Below are 18,243 nucleotides of genomic sequence, written 5' to 3'. Positions count from 1 at the left end.
TTCATACAACTATTTTAGCACTTCAAAAAAATAGAAGGGCCAAGCCCTTCTATTTTCTCTTTTTTCATCTTAATTTTCAATGAACTTATTCAATTGATAAAATATAAGAATACAATGGCTGTCTGCCGTTGTGAACTTCAACTTCCACATCAGGGTACGTTTTCTCAACATACGCTTCGATTTCTGCAACTTCTTCTTCTGGTGAATCCTCACCATACAACACTGTAATGATTTCAGCTTCGTCATCCATCATATGTTCAAGAAGTTTTTTCACAGTTTCAATTCTGCTGTCACCTGAAGTAACAATTTTGCTTTCAGCAATTCCCATGTGGTCATCTTTTTTAATTGTGATGCCATCAATAGACGTATCGCGGACCGCAAAAGTAACTTGTCCGGTTTTCACATGCAGTAATGCATCTTTCATTGTTTCTGCATTTTCATCAAGTTCTGCTGATGGATTGAACGCAAGGATTGATGCCATGCCCTGTGGGACTGTTTTAGTCGGAATGACAACTGCCTCCATGTTAACAACTTCAGCAGCCTGTTCAGCAGCCATAATAATATTTTTATTATTAGGTAAGATAATAACCCGTTCAGCATGTGACTCTTCAATCGCTTTTACAATATCCTCTGTGCTCGGGTTCATTGTTTGACCGCCTTCAATGACACCAGTGGCACCTATGCTCTTAAATAGCTCAGAAATCCCCTCACCCATTGCGACTGTGATAATTGCATAAGGCTGTTTTTCAGCAGGCTTCTCAGTCTTTGCAGCACGGTGGTCTTTCCCAACAATTTCTGTGTGCTGTTCACGCATGTTTTCAATTTTCATTTTAATCAGGCTTCCATACAACTGGCCCTGCGAAAGAGCCTTCCCTGGTTCCTCAGTGTGGATATGTACCTTTGCCACTTCATCATCAGAGATCACAAGCAGAGAATCACCCAGTTCGCTTAAATTTTCACGAAACTGCATTTCATCGTATGGATTTTCCGAAACCTTCTGCTCTTCAAACTTCACCATGAACTCAGTACAATAACCAAATTCAATATCTTCAGTATTCATGTACCCTTGTACGCCGATGTGATGCTCTGCGCTTACAAGCTCGTCCATTGAAGGAGCTGAAGGAGAATCTGAAATCTTTTCACCTTTCAGTTCAGCAAGAAAACCTTCATAAACATGCACCAGCCCCTGTCCACCGCTGTCCACCACTCCGACTTCTTTCAGAACCGGTAACAGATCAGGCGTGCGCTTAAGTGATGCTCTAGCTTCTTTCAGTATAATTTCCATCAGCTTTGTTATATCTTCTTCAGTCTCTGCTGCTTCCATTGCTTTATTTGCTGCATCTTTCGCAACAGTTAAAATTGTCCCTTCGACAGGTTTCATGACTGCTTTATAAGCAGAAACAACGCCTGCATCCAGCGCCTGGGCAAAATCTTTTGCATTCAGGACTGCTTTTGATTCAACAGATTTACCAAAGCCTCTGAATAATTGTGAAAGGATTACACCGGAATTACCACGTGCACCCATTAATAAACCTTTTGACAGAGCAGTTGAGACTTTTCCCAGGTGATCTCCTGTATTACTTTTAACTTCTTTGGAACCCGAAGTCATTGACAGATTCATATTGGTACCGGTATCTCCATCAGGCACCGGAAATACGTTGAGTGCGTCAACTTTATCTGCATTATTTGAAAGGCTTACAGCCCCTTGAAGTATCATGCCGGCAAACGTGTTGCCGTCCAATTCTTTTCTAATCACAAAACTTTCCTCCTATCACTGGTTCGTCACCCTGACGCCCTGAACAAAAATATTGACTGCTTCTACTGAAAGCCCAACAGTTTTATCAAGTGTATATTTTACTGATGACTGAACGTTGTGAGCAACTTCTGAAATTTTAGTTCCATATCCCACAATTATATACATATCAATTGTAACTTTATCGCCATCCTGACGTACAATCACGCCCCGGGTAAAATTTTCACGTCTTAAGATATCGGTGAGCCCGTCTCGGACCTGATGCTTGGATGCCATTCCGACGATCCCATAACATTCAATCGCTGCTCCACCGGCAACCATTGCTATGACGTCATTCGAGATATCGATCAGACCATACTTATTAGTTAATTCAATCGACATTTAGTGCTCCCCCTTTGAATACTGTTTTGGCTACAGATATTTTACTATACTACAGCTGTGATTGAAAGATAAACAGTATTTATCGCTTATTCAGACGTGTAAAGCAAAAAAACTTGATAGAAGTCATTATTTTTATTGCATAATATATGTGCTTGTGATAAATTAGTTAAAGTGTGATTGACTAAGTGAAAGATTGAAACTCTGTTTTCAGCTTCATTTGTTAGGAGGGGAATAGAATGGCAAAACAATGTGTTGTAACAGGTCGTAAAACACGTTCCGGTAACGCTCGTTCCCACGCAATGAACGCTACTAAGCGTACATGGGGCGCTAACCTTCAGAAGGTAAGAATTCTTGTTGATGGTAAGCCTAAGCGTGTTTGGGTTTCTGCTCGTGCTCTGAAATCAGGCAAAGTAGAACGCGTGTAATAAATGATTAAACTAAAAAAGCTTGGAGATCCCAGTGATCTCCAAGCTTTTTTGATTTATGCTATGCAGCTCTCTTTCTGAATAAGCTTAAAACCCCTCTTACCATACCTCCGAGCATTCTCGGCAATTTTATTGAATAGAAGCGCATATGACTCCCTCCTTGCTAATCTCTGCTTCTTATCATCATTAATATGCCTTCATCAAATGAAATAGAAGCAAAGTTATCAAGTATCTCATTGCTAAGCGTCAGCGTCATTCCATATGTGATATCTTTATTCTCAAGCGGGTATTTTACTCCTGAAAGCGATAAACCCTTCACTCGTTTTGTAAATGGAATAAACGATATGTATGGCAGCACTTCATTTTTTTCAACTTTAAAAGAGCCTGGCACATGACAGGTGATTTGATTGTTGCCATCTTCAATCATCACAGTATGTTCATAATTGAGAACATTATCTGACAGTAAAAGTTGAACATTTCCGAAAAAATGATCCTGTCTGCCGCCAGTCACACCAATCATTCTGACTGGCTGATTTTGCTTTAACGCCCATTCCAGCGCCAGTTCCATGTCAGTCATATCCTTGTCAGCAGGTTCTTCGTGAATTGAACCTACCTTTTGTATAATTGTTTCTTTTTCATTGGAAGTGACTGAATCAAAATCTCCGAATGCATGCTCAACCTCTATGTGATGATTCAGTAAAAATACCGTCCCTTTATCAACTCCAATCCAGCAACCCTTCTTTGGCAAACTTTTAAACCACTGCTCATTAATTGGTCCTCCGCCTACTAAATTAATCATGATCCACCCACTTTAGTTAACATAATAATATTATAATTAATTTATTATTATATAGAATAAAGGAGCTGGCACATAAATGTCACAGCCCCTTCTCATATACACTTACTTAACTGCTTGTTTCAGTGCCTGAATCGCGCCTTCCCGGTCACTTTTGCCAAAAACATATGAACCGGCTACTGCAACATCAGCGCCAGCATTTGTGCACAACGCGATTGTCTCATCAGTCACTCCGCCATCAACTTCAATTTCGTAGTTGTAGCGTTCTGTATTTCTAATTTCATTGAGCTCCTGGATTTTTATAACAGTTTCCTTAATAAATGATTGTCCGCCAAAACCGGGGTTAACAGTCATCACAAGAACAAGGTCTGCATCACCCAGACAGTGTCTGATCGCTTCTACAGGTGTATGCGGGTTTAATACGATTCCTGCTTTTACCCCGGCAGATTTAATTAATTGGATAGTTCTGTGCAGGTGTTTTGTTGATTCTACATGAACCGATATGATATCAGCACCTGCTTTGGCAAATGCTTCTACATAACGTTCCGGCTGTTCAATCATCAGGTGAACATCCAGCGTAAGCGAAGTGACAGGTCTGATTGCTTCCACAACAAGCGGACCCATCGTAATATTAGGCACGAACATGCCGTCCATTACATCTATATGAATATAATCTGCCCCTGCTTTTTCAACTTCGCGGATTTCATCGCCCAGCTTGGAAAAGTCTGCTGATAAAATGGATGGTGCAATTTTAACCATAGCTCTAATACCTCGGCTTTCTGGATTTTATTTCTTCATAAAACTGCTGATAATGTTTATAACGATATGGTTTTATATCTTCAGTTTCTACAGCGGATTTCACTGCACACTTTGGTTCATTCATATGCAGGCAGCCGCGAAACTTACAGAGATTAGAAATTTCGTCCATTTCCGGGAAACAAGCAGACAGCTCCTCGAGTTCCAGCTCAGAAAATTCCAATGCACTGAACCCCGGCGTGTCTGCCACAAAACCCTGACCAATCTCAATGAGCTCAACATGACGGGTTGTATGCTTCCCTCTTCCAAGTGAGCTTGAAATGGCATCTGTTTTTAATTCAAGATCAGGTCTTAGTGCATTTAAAATGGATGACTTACCGACGCCTGACTGCCCTGCAAAGACAGTGACATATTCATCTAAAATCGGTGTCAATAACGACAGGCTTTCTTCCCATTTTGCTGAAGTTAAAATAACTTCATATCCTATCTTTCTATAGTCCTCTGCAAACAGGTTGATTGAAAGTTCCTGTTCCTCATCCAACAGGTCCATTTTCGAAATACAGATGACCGGTCTAATACCGTGACTTTCCACTAATACTAGAAATCGGTCCAGCAGCGTTGTGCTGAAATCCGGCTCGACAGCAGAAAAAACAAGTACAGCCTGATCCACGTTTGCAATAGGGGGACGTACCAATTCATTTTTTCTTTCCTGAATATCCAGCAGATAACCTTCCTGATCATTATCCGCCTGATATTCAACATAATCACCTACAAGAGGAGTTATTTTATTTTTTCTGAATATCCCCCGGCCTCTGCATTGAATAACTGAATCCTGATCTTTCACATAATAAAAACCACTCAGGGCTTTCATAATTTTTCCTTCTGGCATACACACGCTCCTTTATTCATTTTCCTGATAAGAGATTGTATCTTCGAGATAGACCTCTCCATTTCTCTCAATCCGGTAGGATCCACTGCTTCCTTCTTCGATTGTTAGTCTGATATTACGTTCTGTGTCTTCAGTAATTGTGAACTCCTCGACCGGCTCATTCATGTCATTATTTTTATCATCAATGTAGATTGTAATAATCTGTTCAGGCAACTCAGGAGGATCTTCTCCCTCTGCAGGGGGTTCTTCTTCCTCCAGAAACTCTATGGTTACCGGAATGACAACATTGTTTACAGGAACAGGCGGAGCTCCCAGTGAAGTAACAACATTAATGTTACCACCTACTTCAACCATTGTACCGGCTTCAGGGTTCTGAGAAATGACAGTACCTGCAGCATAATCATTTGAATATTCTTCTCTGGTTATTGAAACACTGAGACCGCTGTTCCCCTCGAATGCAGCAATCTCTTCAGCGGTAAAACCAGTCAGATTAGGAACTTCAGATTCTTCAATCCCTTTACTGATGACAAGCTCCATAACAGTATCGCCCGGTACAACTACAGCGCCTTCTCCAGGCTCCTGCTCCAAAATGGTACCTTCAGCAGAATCGTCAAACCTTTCAGTAACTTCAATGTCACTAAACCCTGCTTCACGGATCAGATCTTCAGAATTATTATAATTTCTTCCAAGGTACCCATCAGTTTCAATCGTTTCTTTGCCACTGCTGACGATCAAGTCTACAGCTTCGCCTTCTTCAAGTGTTCTGGTCGCTTTTGGTGAACTTCGGAGCACAATATCCTCTTCTATTTCCTCATTCGGCTCATAGACCACTTCACCAACAGTCAACCCGACTTCTGAAATGACATCTTCTGCATCCTCAATGTTCTCACCGACGACATCAGGCACTTGAACTTTAGTCGGTCCAAACACGCCCATTGCCGCCATCATACCGCCACTTAGCAGAAAAACCATCAGTATGGCAACAATCCAGGGCCATTTCTTTCGTTTTTTCTTAGGTTTATCTGGCTCTTTTTTAAGATTGTCAGGCTGATGAATTTTTGTATCTTCCGAAGCGGGAATATTCATACGATCTTTAATAATTGGAATGGCTCTTGTTGCTTCCAAATCAGGCGCCGGCGCAAAAACCGGTTCAGATGCGCGCTCAGGATTCAATACGGTTTTTAAGTCTTCAGTAATTTCGTCAGCATTCTTATACCGGTAATGAGGGTCCTTGGCTGCAGCTTTTAATATGACATTTTCAATACTTTGCGGAAGATCTTTTACTACTTCAGAAGGTCTTGGCAAATCACTTTGCAAATGTTTCAAAGCAATAGAGATTGGTGTTTCTCCTTCATATGGAAGCGTACCTGTAAGCAGTTCATACATGACGATTCCAAGAGAATAGATATCAGACTGCTTCGAAGCAGTTCCCCCTCTTGCCTGTTCTGGTGATAAATAGTGCACCGTTCCCATCACAGAATTTGTCTGTGTAATCGCGGTTGCACTCAGCGCCATCGCAATACCGAAATCTGTTATTTTTATATTACCTTCCGAATCAATCAATATATTCTGAGGTTTGATGTCTCTGTGAATGATACCATTATGATGCGCATGCGCAATTGCAGATGTTAATTGCAGCATAATATCCACTGAATCCTCCAGATCAAGCGGAGAATGCTCCTGAATATATTGTTTTAACGTCATTCCTTCAACATATTCCATCACTAAATAGTAATAATCTTCTTCATCACCCACATCATACATACTCACGATGTTTGGGTGGGTCAGACTTGTAGCAGATTGAGCTTCACGCTGAAAGCGCTTCAGCATATTTGCCTCACTTACGTAATCCACACGCAGCACTTTAACCGCTACATCTCTGTCCAGGATCATATCTCTGGCAAGGTATACATTTGCCATACCGCCGCTTCCAATTGACTTTATGACTTTATATCTGCCGTTTAATCTTTTACCGATCATAAGGGACCACCGCCCTCATCCGGGACATTTACTTTGACCGCCGCAAGAGTAATGTTATCTTCGCCACCATGTTCATTTGCCACGCGGATTAAATCTTCAGCCATTTCTTCAAGTGAATATTCACCTGACAAAATCATTTTTATTTCATCTTCATTCACTTTATTAGATAACCCATCTGAACATAAAAGTACGATCGTGCCATTTTCAGGAACGATAGTTTTAATCGATGGTTCTGCTTTCCCTTTTGTGCCGAGAGCTTTAAGTAAAATGTTCTTTTTCGGGTGATGTTCAGCGTCTTCTTTTGAAATTTCACCAGATTGGACAAGCGCGTTCACAAATGAATCATCTTCTGTCATTTGAAGCACTCTCGATTGATCGATTACATATCCTCTGCTGTCTCCAATATGCGCAATTGAAATAAATTCTTCCGTACAGATAGCAGCCACCAGTGTCGTGCCCATCCCGGTACAGTCAGGATTATTTTCTGCATACTGAGAAAGCTGAAGATTAATTTCTTCAATCGATTGATAAAGCCACTCTTCAGCTGCACCGGCTCTGAGTTCGCCATTCAGTCTTTTCCACTTTTCTTCAATTAAATCGACCGTCATTTTACTTGCCACATCGCCAGCCCGGTGTCCGCCCATACCATCTGCCACAAGAGCGAGAACAGCGTACTGGTTTTTGAAAATGCCTCCTGAATCTTCATTCAGCTTTCTGACTTTTCCACGGTCGCTCTTAAAAACGGCTTCCATTCATTCACCTCGTTCAATTCAACTTCAATTTAATTCTTCTTGAAAACTGTAATAAAAAAGCCGTCCCCGTCAAAGTCCTGAGGGAAAATTTGCAGCATGTTATTTTCGGCCAATACAGTAATATGTTCAGGAAGATTGTCAGGCAATTTCATCTCAATATCAGGGTGGCCAGCCAAAAATTTCTCAACTGTCCCTTCATTCTCTTCTTTATCCACAGTACATGTACTATAGACCAGCGTTCCACCTTTTTTAAGGCTTTTCACAGCAGAGGCCAGCAATTCCTGCTGAATACGTGCCAGGGAATGGAGATCCTGTTCTCTTTTTGCGTACTTAATATCCGGCTTTCTCCGCAATACACCAAAACCGCTGCATGGTGCGTCTACAAGGATTCTGTCAAACTCTTTGTCAGGATAATGCTCCTGCAATTTGCGTCCATCCATCGCTTCACCTTTCACATTTTTCAGCTTCAGGCGATCTGCATTTTCATTGATCAATTTAATTTTGTGATCATGGAGGTCCAGTGCTAATACTTCACCCTCACCATTTAAACATTCGGCAATATGCGTGCTTTTTCCTCCCGGTGCGGCACACATATCAAGAACTGATTCACCTGGAACAGGATTCAATGCATATGCAACCAGCATCGAGCTTTCATCCTGAACAGTAATAAACCCTTCTGCATATGCTGAAGTATGCGCAATATTCCCTTTTTTGACACGTATAGCTGCCGGTACAATATGGCTTTCAGATGCTTCCACACCCTCTTCTTTCAGCATTTCTATTGCTTCTTCCCGAGTGATTCTATTCAGATTTACTCTGGCAGTCTGTATTGGTGCAATCAGGTTTCTTTCACACATTTCTTTTGTCTTTTCAAGACCGAAGTGTTCTGACCACCTTTTCACAAGCCACCCAGGATGACTCGTTCCGATCGATATCTTAGTAATTGGATCCTCGATTTCATCCAGAGAACGGACACCCTCTCGCTGAATCGAACGAAGTACACCGTTCACCATACCGGCAATTCCCTTATGGCCTTTTTTTTTGGCAATTTCTACTGCTTCATGTATTGCAGCACGTTCAGGTACTCTGTCGAGATAGAGCATTTGATAAAGACTCAATCTCAAAAGATTTCGTACCCATCCTTCAATTTTCTTTTTTAAAAATGGTTCAAGGTAGTAGTCAAGCGTCATTTTGCGCTGAATCGTCCCGTAAGTAATTTCTGTCAGCAGTCCTGTATCTTTTTTGCTGATTTCAAACTTTTTAATCGCATGATTAAGCAGCAGGTTACTGTATGACTGGTTTTTATCAATCTGATCCAGAATATGCAGTGCAGCTTCTCTTAATGAAAATTTACTCATTTTGAGCCTTCTCTCCAACTTTAACCTGAGATCCTCTTAAAAAATCAGATGCAGTCATTTTTTTCTTTCCAGAAGGTTGGAGTTCTGTTACCAGTACTGCTTCGTCATCAGCTGTGGCAAAAAGTATTCCTTCATCAGAGACTTCTATAATTTCTCCAGCTGACCCGTTTCCTTTAGAGAGTTTCACCTGCTGGATTTTCATTGGTTTATCTCTGAAAACCGTATAGGCAGTAGGCCATGGATACAGGCCTCTGATCTGATTAAAAACCTCTCTGCCCGGCCGGTTCCAATTAATCTTCTCTTCATCCCTTTTAATATTCCAGGCATATGTAGCCTTTTCATGATCTTGAGGTATCCGCTCAGCCTTACCTGAAATTAATAAAGGCAGTGTTTCAGACAAAAGACCTGCACCGGCTTCGCTTAATTTATCATGCAGCGTCCCCACGTGATCTTCATCAGTTATGCCAACTTCACGCTGACGGATGATATCCCCTGCATCAAGCTTTTCAGCCATATACATAATTGTAATACCAGTTTTATCATATCCACGGATGATTGAATGGTGAATTGGCGCACCACCCCGCAGTTCGGGAAGAAGTGAAGCATGAACATTAATACAGCCAAGCTTAGGTGCATCAAGCAGTTTTTTGGGAAGAAGCTGTCCAAACGCTGCTGTAATGATCAAATCTGCGTCCAGCGCGATAATGTCTTCAAGCTCATCAGACCCTGAAAGTTTTTCAGGCTGAATCACCTTCAAATGATGATTCAGCGCTTCTTTTTTCACTGGAGGGGGCGTCAAAACTTTTTTTCTGCCAACTGGTCTGTCAGGCTGTGTGACAACTGCTTTCACTTCGTATCCGTCAGCAATGATTTTTTGTAATACCGGAACTGAAAAATCAGGGGTGCCCATAAAAATTACTGAGGTCATGTTGTTTCCTCCTCTAACGCTTCCAGCTCTTCTTCTTTTATAAATCTGGTGACTTTAGACGTGAAAAGCACACCATCCAAATGGTCTGCTTCATGCTGGATGGCTCTTGAAAGATATCCGTCAGCCTGCATCACAAATGTTTTTCCATTGCGGTCTTGTGCAGTTAATTCAATCAAATCTGTCCTTGGTACTTCTCCAAAAATGCCAGGAAAGCTCAAGCATCCTTCAACATCAGTTTCTTCACCCGAAATCAGTCTAATTTCAGGGTTCATCATTTCGATAATGCCTGTTTCATCATCAAGGTAGACGATCGCAATTCTTTCAGTAATGCCTGCCTGAGGAGCAGCGATGCCAATTCCATCATGTTCCATCATTAAATCAAATAACTGATCAAGTGTATTGTGCAATTTCTGATCAAATACTGTTACCTTAGTGCATGGTTGTTCTAATTTTTCATCAGGGTGCTTAACAATTTCAAATTTATTCATGTCTTCCTCCATTTTTACATCATAATATAAGGCTGAACGTCAATGTGAATCGTCACAGCGTCTTTACCCGTATCACTATATTGATCTAATATTTTTTTTAGTAATGTCTTTAGTTCCGGCTCATGTTTATACTTAATAATACACTGATACCGGTACTTATCCTGAATTCTTGCGATTGGTGATGCGACAGGCCCAAGAATAATTGATTGATCAGAGAGCCGGCTTTTCAGAATATCAGCAATTTCATTGCACACACCGGCTGCTTTATTTACATTTTCGTGACTGAGTGTAATCAGTGAAATATAATAAAAAGGTGGATATTGTGCTGTTTTACGCATCATCATTTCTTTTTGGTAAAACCACTCATAATTTTGTGTTTTTGCAAGTTCTATTGAAAAATGCTCGGGTGTGTAGGTCTGAATGATCACTTCTCCAGGTTTATCATGCCTGCCTGCCCTGCCGCTTACCTGGGTTAGAAGTTGAAATGTCTTTTCTGAAGCTCTGAAATCCGGCAGGTGGAGCATCGTATCAGCGCTCAGCACACCTACAAGCGTGATATTAGGGAAATCAAGTCCTTTAGCGATCATTTGAGTCCCGAGCAATACGTCTGCTTCTCCGCGGTCAAATGCGCTTAGCAGTTTTTCATGGGAGCCTTTTTTCGATGTTGTATCCACGTCCATTCTGATTGTCTTGACGTGCGGCATCAGCTTAAATAGCTCTTCTTCAACTTTTTGTGTACCTGTGCCAAAATATCTGATATGTTCACTCTCACATTCAGGACACTTTTCGGGCACATGTTCTTCATGTCCACAGTAATGACATTTCATGCTTTCTTTAGATCTGTGATAAGTTAAGGATACTTCACAATGCGGACACTGCATAACAGTTCCACAGTCTCTGCACATAATAAAAGACGAGTAACCTCTTCTGTTTAGAAAAAGCACAATCTGCTCTTTCTTCTCGATCCGCTTTTCAATCTCTTCCAATAGGTCACGGGAGAACATTGATCTATTACCTTCTCTCAGCTCTTCACGCATATCAATTATTTTCACTTCAGGAAGATCCTGCTGATTCATCCTGTATTCTAGCTCCAACAGCTGATAGTTACCTTTTTTTGCTCTTGCAAAACTCTCGAGAGATGGTGTTGCGCTGCCGAGAATGACTGGACAACCGTGCCTGTTACTTCTTTCAATCGCTACATCTCTCGCATGATAACGGGGAGAATCCTCTTGCTTATAACTGGTTTCATGCTCTTCATCAATAATAATAACGCCGAGCTTTTTAAAGGGAGCAAAAATCGCTGAGCGGGCGCCAACAACTACGTTCACTTCTCCTCTGTGGATTTTTCTCCATTCATCATATTTTTCCCCGACTGAAAGTCCGCTGTGCATAACCGCAACCTGATCTCCAAAACGGCCTTTAAAACGCTGCACCATTTGTGGTGTCAGTGAGATTTCAGGAACAAGCATTATGGCCTGCCTTTTTTGTTTTAAAACCTGATCAATCGTTTGAAGATAAATCTCAGTTTTTCCACTGCCGGTCACACCATGAAGTAAGAAAGTCTGCTGTTCATAACTGTTAACTTTTTCTAAAATCGGCGCGATCGCTGTTTTCTGGTCATCTGTTAACTTAAAATGTTCCGTTTTTTCAAACGTTCTTTCCTGAAATGGATCCCTGTATAACTCATTAAAAGACTCTATCAGGTAGCCCTTATCGATCATCGTTTTGATCACAGCACTTGTTGCTCCAGTTGCTTCTTTCAGATCAGTCACAGCCATTTTACGTGCATTTTTCAAAAGATGATCCGAAACCAGCTGCTGCTTCTTCGCGTTACCAGGTATCTCATTCATCAATTTTTCATCAGCCAGTTCAACAAATCTTGCTTTTTTAACATTTGCTGACTGTTTCACAACATATTTCATCTCAACTTTACGATGCCTGATCAATTCCTGTAAGTCCTTCAGTACATGATGTGCATCAGCTGTTTTCCATGTCAGCGGTGATTCTTTTTCGAAAAGTTCTTTAATGTGTGATGGAAGGTGCTGCTTTTCTTCAATCAGGTGAAAAAATTTATTATACTTCGCTTTCATCGCTGCTGGAAGCATGACCTGGAGTGCTGAAATTCTGTAGCAGAGCGTTTGATCAGTCAACCACTCAGATAATGACATCAGTTCTTCATTCAACACAGGTTCTATATCAACTACTTCTTCAATTGATTTCAGCTTCTTTACTGATGACTCTTCTTTTAAAGATAAAATAAAACCCTGAATCTTCCTCGGACCAAATGGAACAATCACTCTGATTCCTCTTTGTACAACAGATGTCAGTGCTTCTGGTACCTTGTAATCGAAAGTCCGGTCAATCTGTTTTGCAGGTACATCAACAATAACAGATGCAATCATGTTATTCGGCCTTTGATTAATTGATCTATTTCACTGATGAGCGCTTCTGCAACCTGCTCTTTTGATTGCATTGGCAGCTCAGCCACTGTCCCATCTTTTCTGAAAAAGCTTACGACATTTGTATCTGAGCCAAAACCGGCACCTTCAGTCATAATATTATTTCCCACGATTAAGTCTGCATTTTTTGATTTCAGCTTTTGTTCCGCATACTTTTCAAGGTGATCTGTTTCAGCTGCAAAACCGATTAATATCTGATGTGATTTTTGTTCACCAAGCGTTCTAAGTATATCCGTTGTTCTTTCAAATTCGAGCATCAGGCTGCCATCTTTCTTTTTCATTTTAAGGTCACTGGTTTGTGCTGGTCTGTAATCTGCTACTGCAGCACTTTTAATGACCACATCGGCCCCGTCAAAATATTTCATTACCTGACCATACATTTCTTCGGCCGTTTCCACTTTTATTGTAGTGACACCAAAAGGCGGTGTGATTGAAACCGGACCTGATACCAGTGTTACCTCAGCACCTGCTTCAGCTGCTTTTTTCGCAATTGCATAGCCCATTTTACCGCTGGAATGATTCGTAAAAAACCTGACAGGGTCGATTTTTTCACGTGTTGGTCCGGCAGTAACTAATAGTTTCTTACCTTTCAAAAGCTGTATGTCTTTTTTATCGAAAAAGTTAATGATGATGTCAGTTATTTTTTCGGGCTCTTCAAGACGTCCTTTTCCTACGTATCCACATGCTAAAAAACCTTCTGACGGTTCAACAAATCGGACACCGCGCTTATCGAGTATGTCGATATTTTGAAGAACAGCCGGGTGACTGTACATATGCACGTTCATTGCCGGCGCTGCCCATACAGGCGCAGTCGTAGCAAGTAATGTTGTTGTAATCATATCGTCAGCTATACCATGTGCAAGCTTCCCGAGCACATTTGCTGTTGCAGGTGCAATTAATACGAGATCCGCCCAGTCAGCTAAATCGATATGTGCAATTTTTGAAGAATCTTTCTCATCAAACGTATCATAGTAAACATCATTTCTCGACATAGCCTGGAAAGTCAGTGGCGTGACAAATTCCATCGCACTTTCTGTCATGATTACTTTTACATTGAAGCCTGCCTGACTCAGCTTACTCGTCAGCGCAACAGCCTTATAAACAGCAATTCCCCCTGAAACACACAGGAGTATATTTTTATTCACCAATGCAGCCATCTCCCCATTAAATAGATACTCCCATTATGAACGAAAAAACAACATTTTTCACTCAGAACACTTAAATCGTCAAAAAGAAAAAACAACCTGAGCGGCTGTTTTTCATTTTGTTATTCTTATTTTTCGTCTTCGTAAAGAATACCTTCTTTAGCTTTTTTCATGCCAAGCTGACCTGCTGCAATTTCTTCTAGCGCCTGACCGACGTATTTTACTGAGAAGTAAGAGTCCAGTGTACCTTTGTCCCCTTTTTCCTGCATGTTACGTGCGCGTTTTGCAGCCACACTCACTAATGAATATTTAGAATCGATATTCTTTCTTAAAGAATCAGACGATGGATATAACATATTATTCTACCTCCAGCATTTTTTTATAACGGGCTTCTACCCGTTCTCTTTTTAAGTGTTCCGCCATGACAATTGCGTTGACACGTTCGCATGCATTCACAACATGATCATTTTCTACAACATAGTCGTACAGATTCATCATCGCAAGCTCTCTTCTGGCAGCTTCCACACGGCTTTTGATCACATCATCGCTTTCTGTGCCGCGAGTAACCAGACGGCTTTCAAGTTCTGAAAGGCTTGGTGGTGCCAGGAAAATGAAGAGTCCTTCCGGGAACTTGTCCCGAACCTGCTTAGCACCTTCAACTTCTATTTCAAGAAATACATCTTTTCCATTATCAAGTGTTTCTCTCACATAATCAACTGGTGTGCCGTAATAATTTCCTACATATTCAGCGTATTCGAGGAGTTTGTCCTGAGAAATTAAGGTCTCAAACTCTTCCCGCGTCTTAAAAAAGTAATCCTTGCCGTCAACTTCTCCTTCACGCGGGAGCCTCGTCGTCATGGATACACTGTATTCGTAACCTGTGTTTTCTGCTGAGAATAATTCTTTTCTGACTGTTCCTTTACCGACACCGGAAGGTCCTGAAAGAACGATCAGTACACCTTTTTCTATCATGTTCATCCTTCTTCCTGACTTTCATCTTTATCTGTGAAACGGGATGCCACCGTTTCCGGCTGAACCGCAACCAGAATGACATGATCACTATCCATAATCATGACTGCTCTCGTTCTGCGTCCATAGGTTGCGTCGATCAGTGTTCCTCTTTCTCTCGCATCCTGCACCAGTCTTTTAACAGGCGCGGATTCAGGGCTGATAATTGTAATGATGCGATTTGCAGATACAATATTCCCGAATCCTATATTTATTAACTTTATTGACATCCTTGACACCCCTTAATCAATTTCACTCAATATTTTGAACCTGCTCACGGATCTTTTCAAGAATTGACTTCATATCAATCACCGCTGCAGCTACCTTCTCATCGCTTGCTTTCGAGCCAATCGTATTTACTTCCCGGTGCATCTCCTGGGTAAGAAAATCAAGCCTTCTTCCGATCGGTTCATTTTTTAATAATGCACGTTCAAATTGTTTAATGTGACTGAGCAGTCTGGTAAATTCCTCTGTCACATCTGCTTTGTCAGCAAAAATCGCTACCTCAGTGAGCAGCCTGCTTTCGTCAATGCCGTTGGTATACTCTCTGATCGTCTTTTCCAGACGGTCTTTATACTTTCTGGAGACATCGGGAGACAGGTCCATTGCGAATTCAACTTTTTGCTTTAATGATTGTACTTGAAAAAGCAATTCATTTTCAAGCTCTTTTCCTTCATTCACCCGCATATCTGAAAGCTTTTTACATGCTTCTTCAAGTGCAGACATGATTGCATCATCAGCAGAATGTTCCTCTTTCATTTCAACAGCTGTAAAAGCATCTGTCTGCTTCAAAAGGTCTCTTACACGTAAACTCTCTTCAATGCCGTATCTTGCTGAAGCATCTTTCACAAACTGTGCGTACGCATCAAGTAATTGCCAATCAACGATTAATTTGTGACTGTTCGGCTTTTCGCTCTCTACAGAAACATAAACATCTACTTTTCCACGCTTTATGTAAGAAGATATAACTTTTTTTACTTTTTCCTCAGTTTCTGCATACATTCTTGGCATCTTGACAGTACATTCATGGAAACGGTGATTAACTGACTTGATCTCTACCGTTACCGCAAGAAGCGCCTGCCTTGATGTTCCTCTTCCAAATCCGGTCATACTCTTTGTCATATCGTAAATCACCTGCTCTATCTCATTCAATGTACTCCATTATAGCATACAGACCCGTTGAAAAGATGATAAGATGGGACAGAAGTCTAAGAAAGCCGGAAAGAGGGATCCGTATGTCATTTGACGGAATATTCACAAGAGCAATTACTAAGGAATTAACAGATAATCTGAATGGCGGCCGTATCAGCCGTATTCACCAGCCCTACCAGAACGAACTGATTCTGGTAATCCGTGCACAGGGAAAGAATCATAAACTGCTTTTATCAGCTCATCCATCTTACTCCAGAATACAGATGACGGAAGAGCAGTTTGATAACCCTTCCGAACCTCCTATGTTCTGCATGCTGCTACGCAAGCATCTTGAAGGAGCGATCATTGAGTCCATCACACAAAAAGAAATGGAACGGATCATCGTTTTCGAGGTAAAAGGACGAAATGAAATTGGTGACATTTCATATAAACAATTAATTGTAGAAATCATGGGCAGGCACTCTAATATCATTTTAGTAGATAAAGAGCGCAGTATGATATTGGACAGTATTAAACATCTTAACCCCTCTGTAAACCGTGCAAGAACGATTCTACCGGGAGCTGATTTTGAGTGGCCGCCTGAACAAAACAAATTAAATCCATTTGAAGTGGACGAGGCATTGTTTTTACGGACATTGGACTGGAACAGCGGACGTCTTGATAAGCAACTGGTTCAGCACTTTGCAGGACTTTCCCCATTATTTGCTAAAGAAGTCATAGAGCGCGCCGGTCTTACTGAGAAGCAAAAGGTTTACGAAGCATTTAAGAACCTTTTAAAACAGGCGGAAAGCCATGACTATCAGCCTTCATTTATGCAGTATGAAGGTAAAGATTATTTTTATCTGTACCCGCTTAAGCAGTTGAAGAATGGCAATATTGAATCATTCAATACGATCAGTCAGCTGCTTGACCGCTATTACTTTGGAAAAGCGGAGCGCGATCGTGTCAGACAACAGGGACATGACCTGGAACGTTTTATTAAAAATGAAAAAGATAAAAACGAATTGAAAATTAAAAAGCTGAATAAGACACTTGAACAGGCTGCAGAAGCCGGTAAATATCAGCTGAGCGGTGAACTGCTGACAGCCAACATTTATGCAGTAGAGCGTGGAATGTCTGAAGTTGAGGTTTTAAATTACTATGAGGAAGACTCTCCAGCTGTCACAATCAAGCTGGATCCGCGGAAATCACCATCAGAAAACGCTCAATGGTATTTCACCAAATATCAAAAAGCAAAAAATGCGGTTGATGTTGTAAAGGAACAAATTTCCCTGGCAGAAAAGGAAATTCAGTATTTTGAGCAGCTGGTGCAGCAGCTCGATTCAGCCTCTCCATCTGATCTTGAAGAAATCAGAGAAGAGCTTGCTGAAGAAGGTTACATGAAGGCGAAGAAACAAAAAAAGAAAAAGTCTAAACCAAAAAAGCCTGTGCTTGAGGAATACGTATCCAGCAATGGTACGCATATTCTTGTAGGTAAAAACAATAAGCAAAATGATTACCTGACGAATAAGGCTGCCGGGAAAGATGAAATCTGGCTGCATACTAAAGATATTCCGGGCTCACACGTCGTGATCAGAGATAAAGAGCCGGATGAAGAAACAATTTTAGAAGCAGCAAAAATTGCCGCTTATTTCAGCAAAGCCAGAGCATCAAGTTCAGTGCCTGTTGACTTTACAAAAATCCGCCATGTGAAAAAGCCAAGCGGATCAAAGCCGGGCTATGTGATTTATGAACAGCAGGAAACTGTTTATGTAACTCCTGACGGTGAGTTAATCAGACGTCTTAAGAAATAAAATTAGCTTTAACAACCGCTGCCCCTTTACGTGGAGGACTTCGCTTTCCTGCCCCCGGACGGTGAGCCTCCTCGAGCTTCGCTCTGCGGGGGCTCACCTGTCCCTTTTTGGGGACGGGAGTCTGCGTCCTCCACTCCAAGGGGCAGCTACTTGTATTTTTAATACATGAATCAATCTCAT

Annotated in this window: 19 protein-coding genes; 2 read left to right on the top strand and 17 right to left on the bottom strand. The window is 41.3% G+C overall.

Annotation, left to right across the window (positions count from 1 at the left end; all coding sequences use genetic code 11):
• Nucleotides 1-85: 85 nt before the first annotated feature.
• Both E2626_RS02650 and E2626_RS02645 read right to left on the bottom strand, forming a co-directional pair.
• A complete protein-coding gene (locus E2626_RS02650; protein WP_134380342.1) occupies nucleotides 86-1,717 on the bottom strand; it encodes a DAK2 domain-containing protein in 1,632 nt (543 codons plus the stop codon).
• Between the two features lie 54 nt (nucleotides 1,718-1,771).
• Nucleotides 1,772-2,134: an Asp23/Gls24 family envelope stress response protein gene (locus E2626_RS02645; RefSeq protein WP_134379400.1), complete on the bottom strand. Its 363-nt coding sequence runs from the start codon at nucleotides 2,132-2,134 to the stop codon at nucleotides 1,772-1,774.
• 236 nt (nucleotides 2,135-2,370) lie between these two features.
• On the opposite strand from E2626_RS02645, the gene rpmB reads away from it, so the two are divergent.
• Entirely contained in the window at nucleotides 2,371-2,559 is a 189-nt protein-coding gene (gene rpmB / locus E2626_RS02640) for a 50S ribosomal protein L28 (protein WP_134379398.1), read from the top strand.
• A 61-nt stretch (nucleotides 2,560-2,620) separates the two neighbouring features.
• Here the strand turns inward: rpmB and spoVM are convergent, their stop codons facing one another.
• The 15 genes from spoVM to E2626_RS02565 all read right to left on the bottom strand — a co-directional run bounded on the left by spoVM (nucleotide 2,621) and on the right by E2626_RS02565 (nucleotide 16,240).
• Nucleotides 2,621-2,707: a stage V sporulation protein SpoVM gene (gene spoVM, locus E2626_RS17530; protein WP_134380340.1), complete on the bottom strand. Its 87-nt coding sequence runs from the start codon at nucleotides 2,705-2,707 to the stop codon at nucleotides 2,621-2,623.
• Nucleotides 2,708-2,722: 15 nt separating this feature from the next.
• Nucleotides 2,723-3,358, bottom strand: a complete 636-nt coding sequence (locus tag E2626_RS02630; RefSeq protein WP_134379396.1) for a thiamine diphosphokinase — start codon at nucleotides 3,356-3,358, stop codon at nucleotides 2,723-2,725.
• Between the two features lie 102 nt (nucleotides 3,359-3,460).
• Entirely contained in the window at nucleotides 3,461-4,114 is a 654-nt protein-coding gene (gene rpe, locus E2626_RS02625; RefSeq protein ID WP_134379394.1) for a ribulose-phosphate 3-epimerase, read from the bottom strand.
• A 4-nt stretch (nucleotides 4,115-4,118) separates the two neighbouring features.
• The gene (gene rsgA / locus E2626_RS02620; RefSeq protein WP_134379392.1) at nucleotides 4,119-5,000 is read right to left on the bottom strand and encodes a ribosome small subunit-dependent GTPase A; all 882 of its coding nucleotides are present in this window, start codon (nucleotides 4,998-5,000) and stop codon (nucleotides 4,119-4,121) included.
• A 12-nt stretch (nucleotides 5,001-5,012) separates the two neighbouring features.
• A complete protein-coding gene (gene pknB / locus E2626_RS02615) occupies nucleotides 5,013-6,980 on the bottom strand; it encodes a Stk1 family PASTA domain-containing Ser/Thr kinase (protein ID WP_134379390.1) in 1,968 nt (655 codons plus the stop codon).
• Nucleotides 6,977-7,732: a Stp1/IreP family PP2C-type Ser/Thr phosphatase gene (locus E2626_RS02610; RefSeq protein ID WP_134379388.1), complete on the bottom strand. Its 756-nt coding sequence runs from the start codon at nucleotides 7,730-7,732 to the stop codon at nucleotides 6,977-6,979. The genes pknB and E2626_RS02610 overlap by 4 nt, the downstream gene beginning before the upstream one ends.
• A 29-nt stretch (nucleotides 7,733-7,761) precedes the next feature.
• Nucleotides 7,762-9,090 carry a 16S rRNA (cytosine(967)-C(5))-methyltransferase RsmB gene (gene rsmB, locus E2626_RS02605; protein ID WP_134379386.1) on the bottom strand — a complete coding sequence of 443 codons (1,329 nt, stop codon included), beginning with the start codon at nucleotides 9,088-9,090 and terminating at the stop codon, nucleotides 7,762-7,764.
• Nucleotides 9,083-10,018, bottom strand: a complete 936-nt coding sequence (fmt, locus tag E2626_RS02600) for a methionyl-tRNA formyltransferase (protein ID WP_134379384.1) — start codon at nucleotides 10,016-10,018, stop codon at nucleotides 9,083-9,085. The genes rsmB and fmt overlap by 8 nt, the downstream gene beginning before the upstream one ends.
• Nucleotides 10,015-10,506 (bottom strand): peptide deformylase, encoded by a 492-nt coding sequence (gene def, locus E2626_RS02595; protein WP_134379382.1) that lies wholly within the window; start codon nucleotides 10,504-10,506, stop codon nucleotides 10,015-10,017. The genes fmt and def overlap by 4 nt, the downstream gene beginning before the upstream one ends.
• Before the next feature lie 14 nt (nucleotides 10,507-10,520).
• A complete protein-coding gene (gene priA / locus E2626_RS02590) occupies nucleotides 10,521-12,908 on the bottom strand; it encodes a primosomal protein N' (RefSeq protein ID WP_134379380.1) in 2,388 nt (795 codons plus the stop codon).
• Nucleotides 12,905-14,113 carry a bifunctional phosphopantothenoylcysteine decarboxylase/phosphopantothenate--cysteine ligase CoaBC gene (coaBC, locus tag E2626_RS02585; protein ID WP_244094230.1) on the bottom strand — a complete coding sequence of 403 codons (1,209 nt, stop codon included), beginning with the start codon at nucleotides 14,111-14,113 and terminating at the stop codon, nucleotides 12,905-12,907. The genes priA and coaBC overlap by 4 nt, the downstream gene beginning before the upstream one ends.
• A 125-nt stretch (nucleotides 14,114-14,238) precedes the next feature.
• On the bottom strand, nucleotides 14,239-14,466 hold the full coding sequence (gene rpoZ / locus E2626_RS02580; protein WP_134379376.1) for a DNA-directed RNA polymerase subunit omega: 228 nt from the start codon (nucleotides 14,464-14,466) through the stop codon (nucleotides 14,239-14,241).
• Nucleotide 14,467: 1 nt separating this feature from the next.
• The gene (gene gmk / locus E2626_RS02575; RefSeq protein ID WP_134379374.1) at nucleotides 14,468-15,082 is read right to left on the bottom strand and encodes a guanylate kinase; all 615 of its coding nucleotides are present in this window, start codon (nucleotides 15,080-15,082) and stop codon (nucleotides 14,468-14,470) included.
• A 2-nt stretch (nucleotides 15,083-15,084) separates the two neighbouring features.
• On the bottom strand, nucleotides 15,085-15,348 hold the full coding sequence (gene remA, locus E2626_RS02570; protein ID WP_041122349.1) for an extracellular matrix/biofilm regulator RemA: 264 nt from the start codon (nucleotides 15,346-15,348) through the stop codon (nucleotides 15,085-15,087).
• A gap of 22 nt (nucleotides 15,349-15,370) precedes the next feature.
• A complete protein-coding gene (locus E2626_RS02565; protein WP_134379372.1) occupies nucleotides 15,371-16,240 on the bottom strand; it encodes a YicC/YloC family endoribonuclease in 870 nt (289 codons plus the stop codon).
• Nucleotides 16,241-16,353: 113 nt separating this feature from the next.
• Here E2626_RS02565 and E2626_RS02560 point away from each other — a divergent pair, with 113 nt between their 5' ends.
• Nucleotides 16,354-18,063 carry an Rqc2 family fibronectin-binding protein gene (locus tag E2626_RS02560; RefSeq protein WP_134379370.1) on the top strand — a complete coding sequence of 570 codons (1,710 nt, stop codon included), beginning with the start codon at nucleotides 16,354-16,356 and terminating at the stop codon, nucleotides 18,061-18,063.
• Nucleotides 18,064-18,243: the final 180 nt, after the last annotated feature.

The sequence above is a fragment of the Jeotgalibacillus salarius genome, from assembly GCF_004405125.1.
GTDB classification, from domain to species: Bacteria; Bacillota; Bacilli; order Bacillales; family Jeotgalibacillaceae; genus Jeotgalibacillus; species Jeotgalibacillus salarius.
The sequence above is the reverse complement of the archived record's forward strand: the minus strand, read 5'-3'. Positions and strand labels throughout refer to the sequence as shown.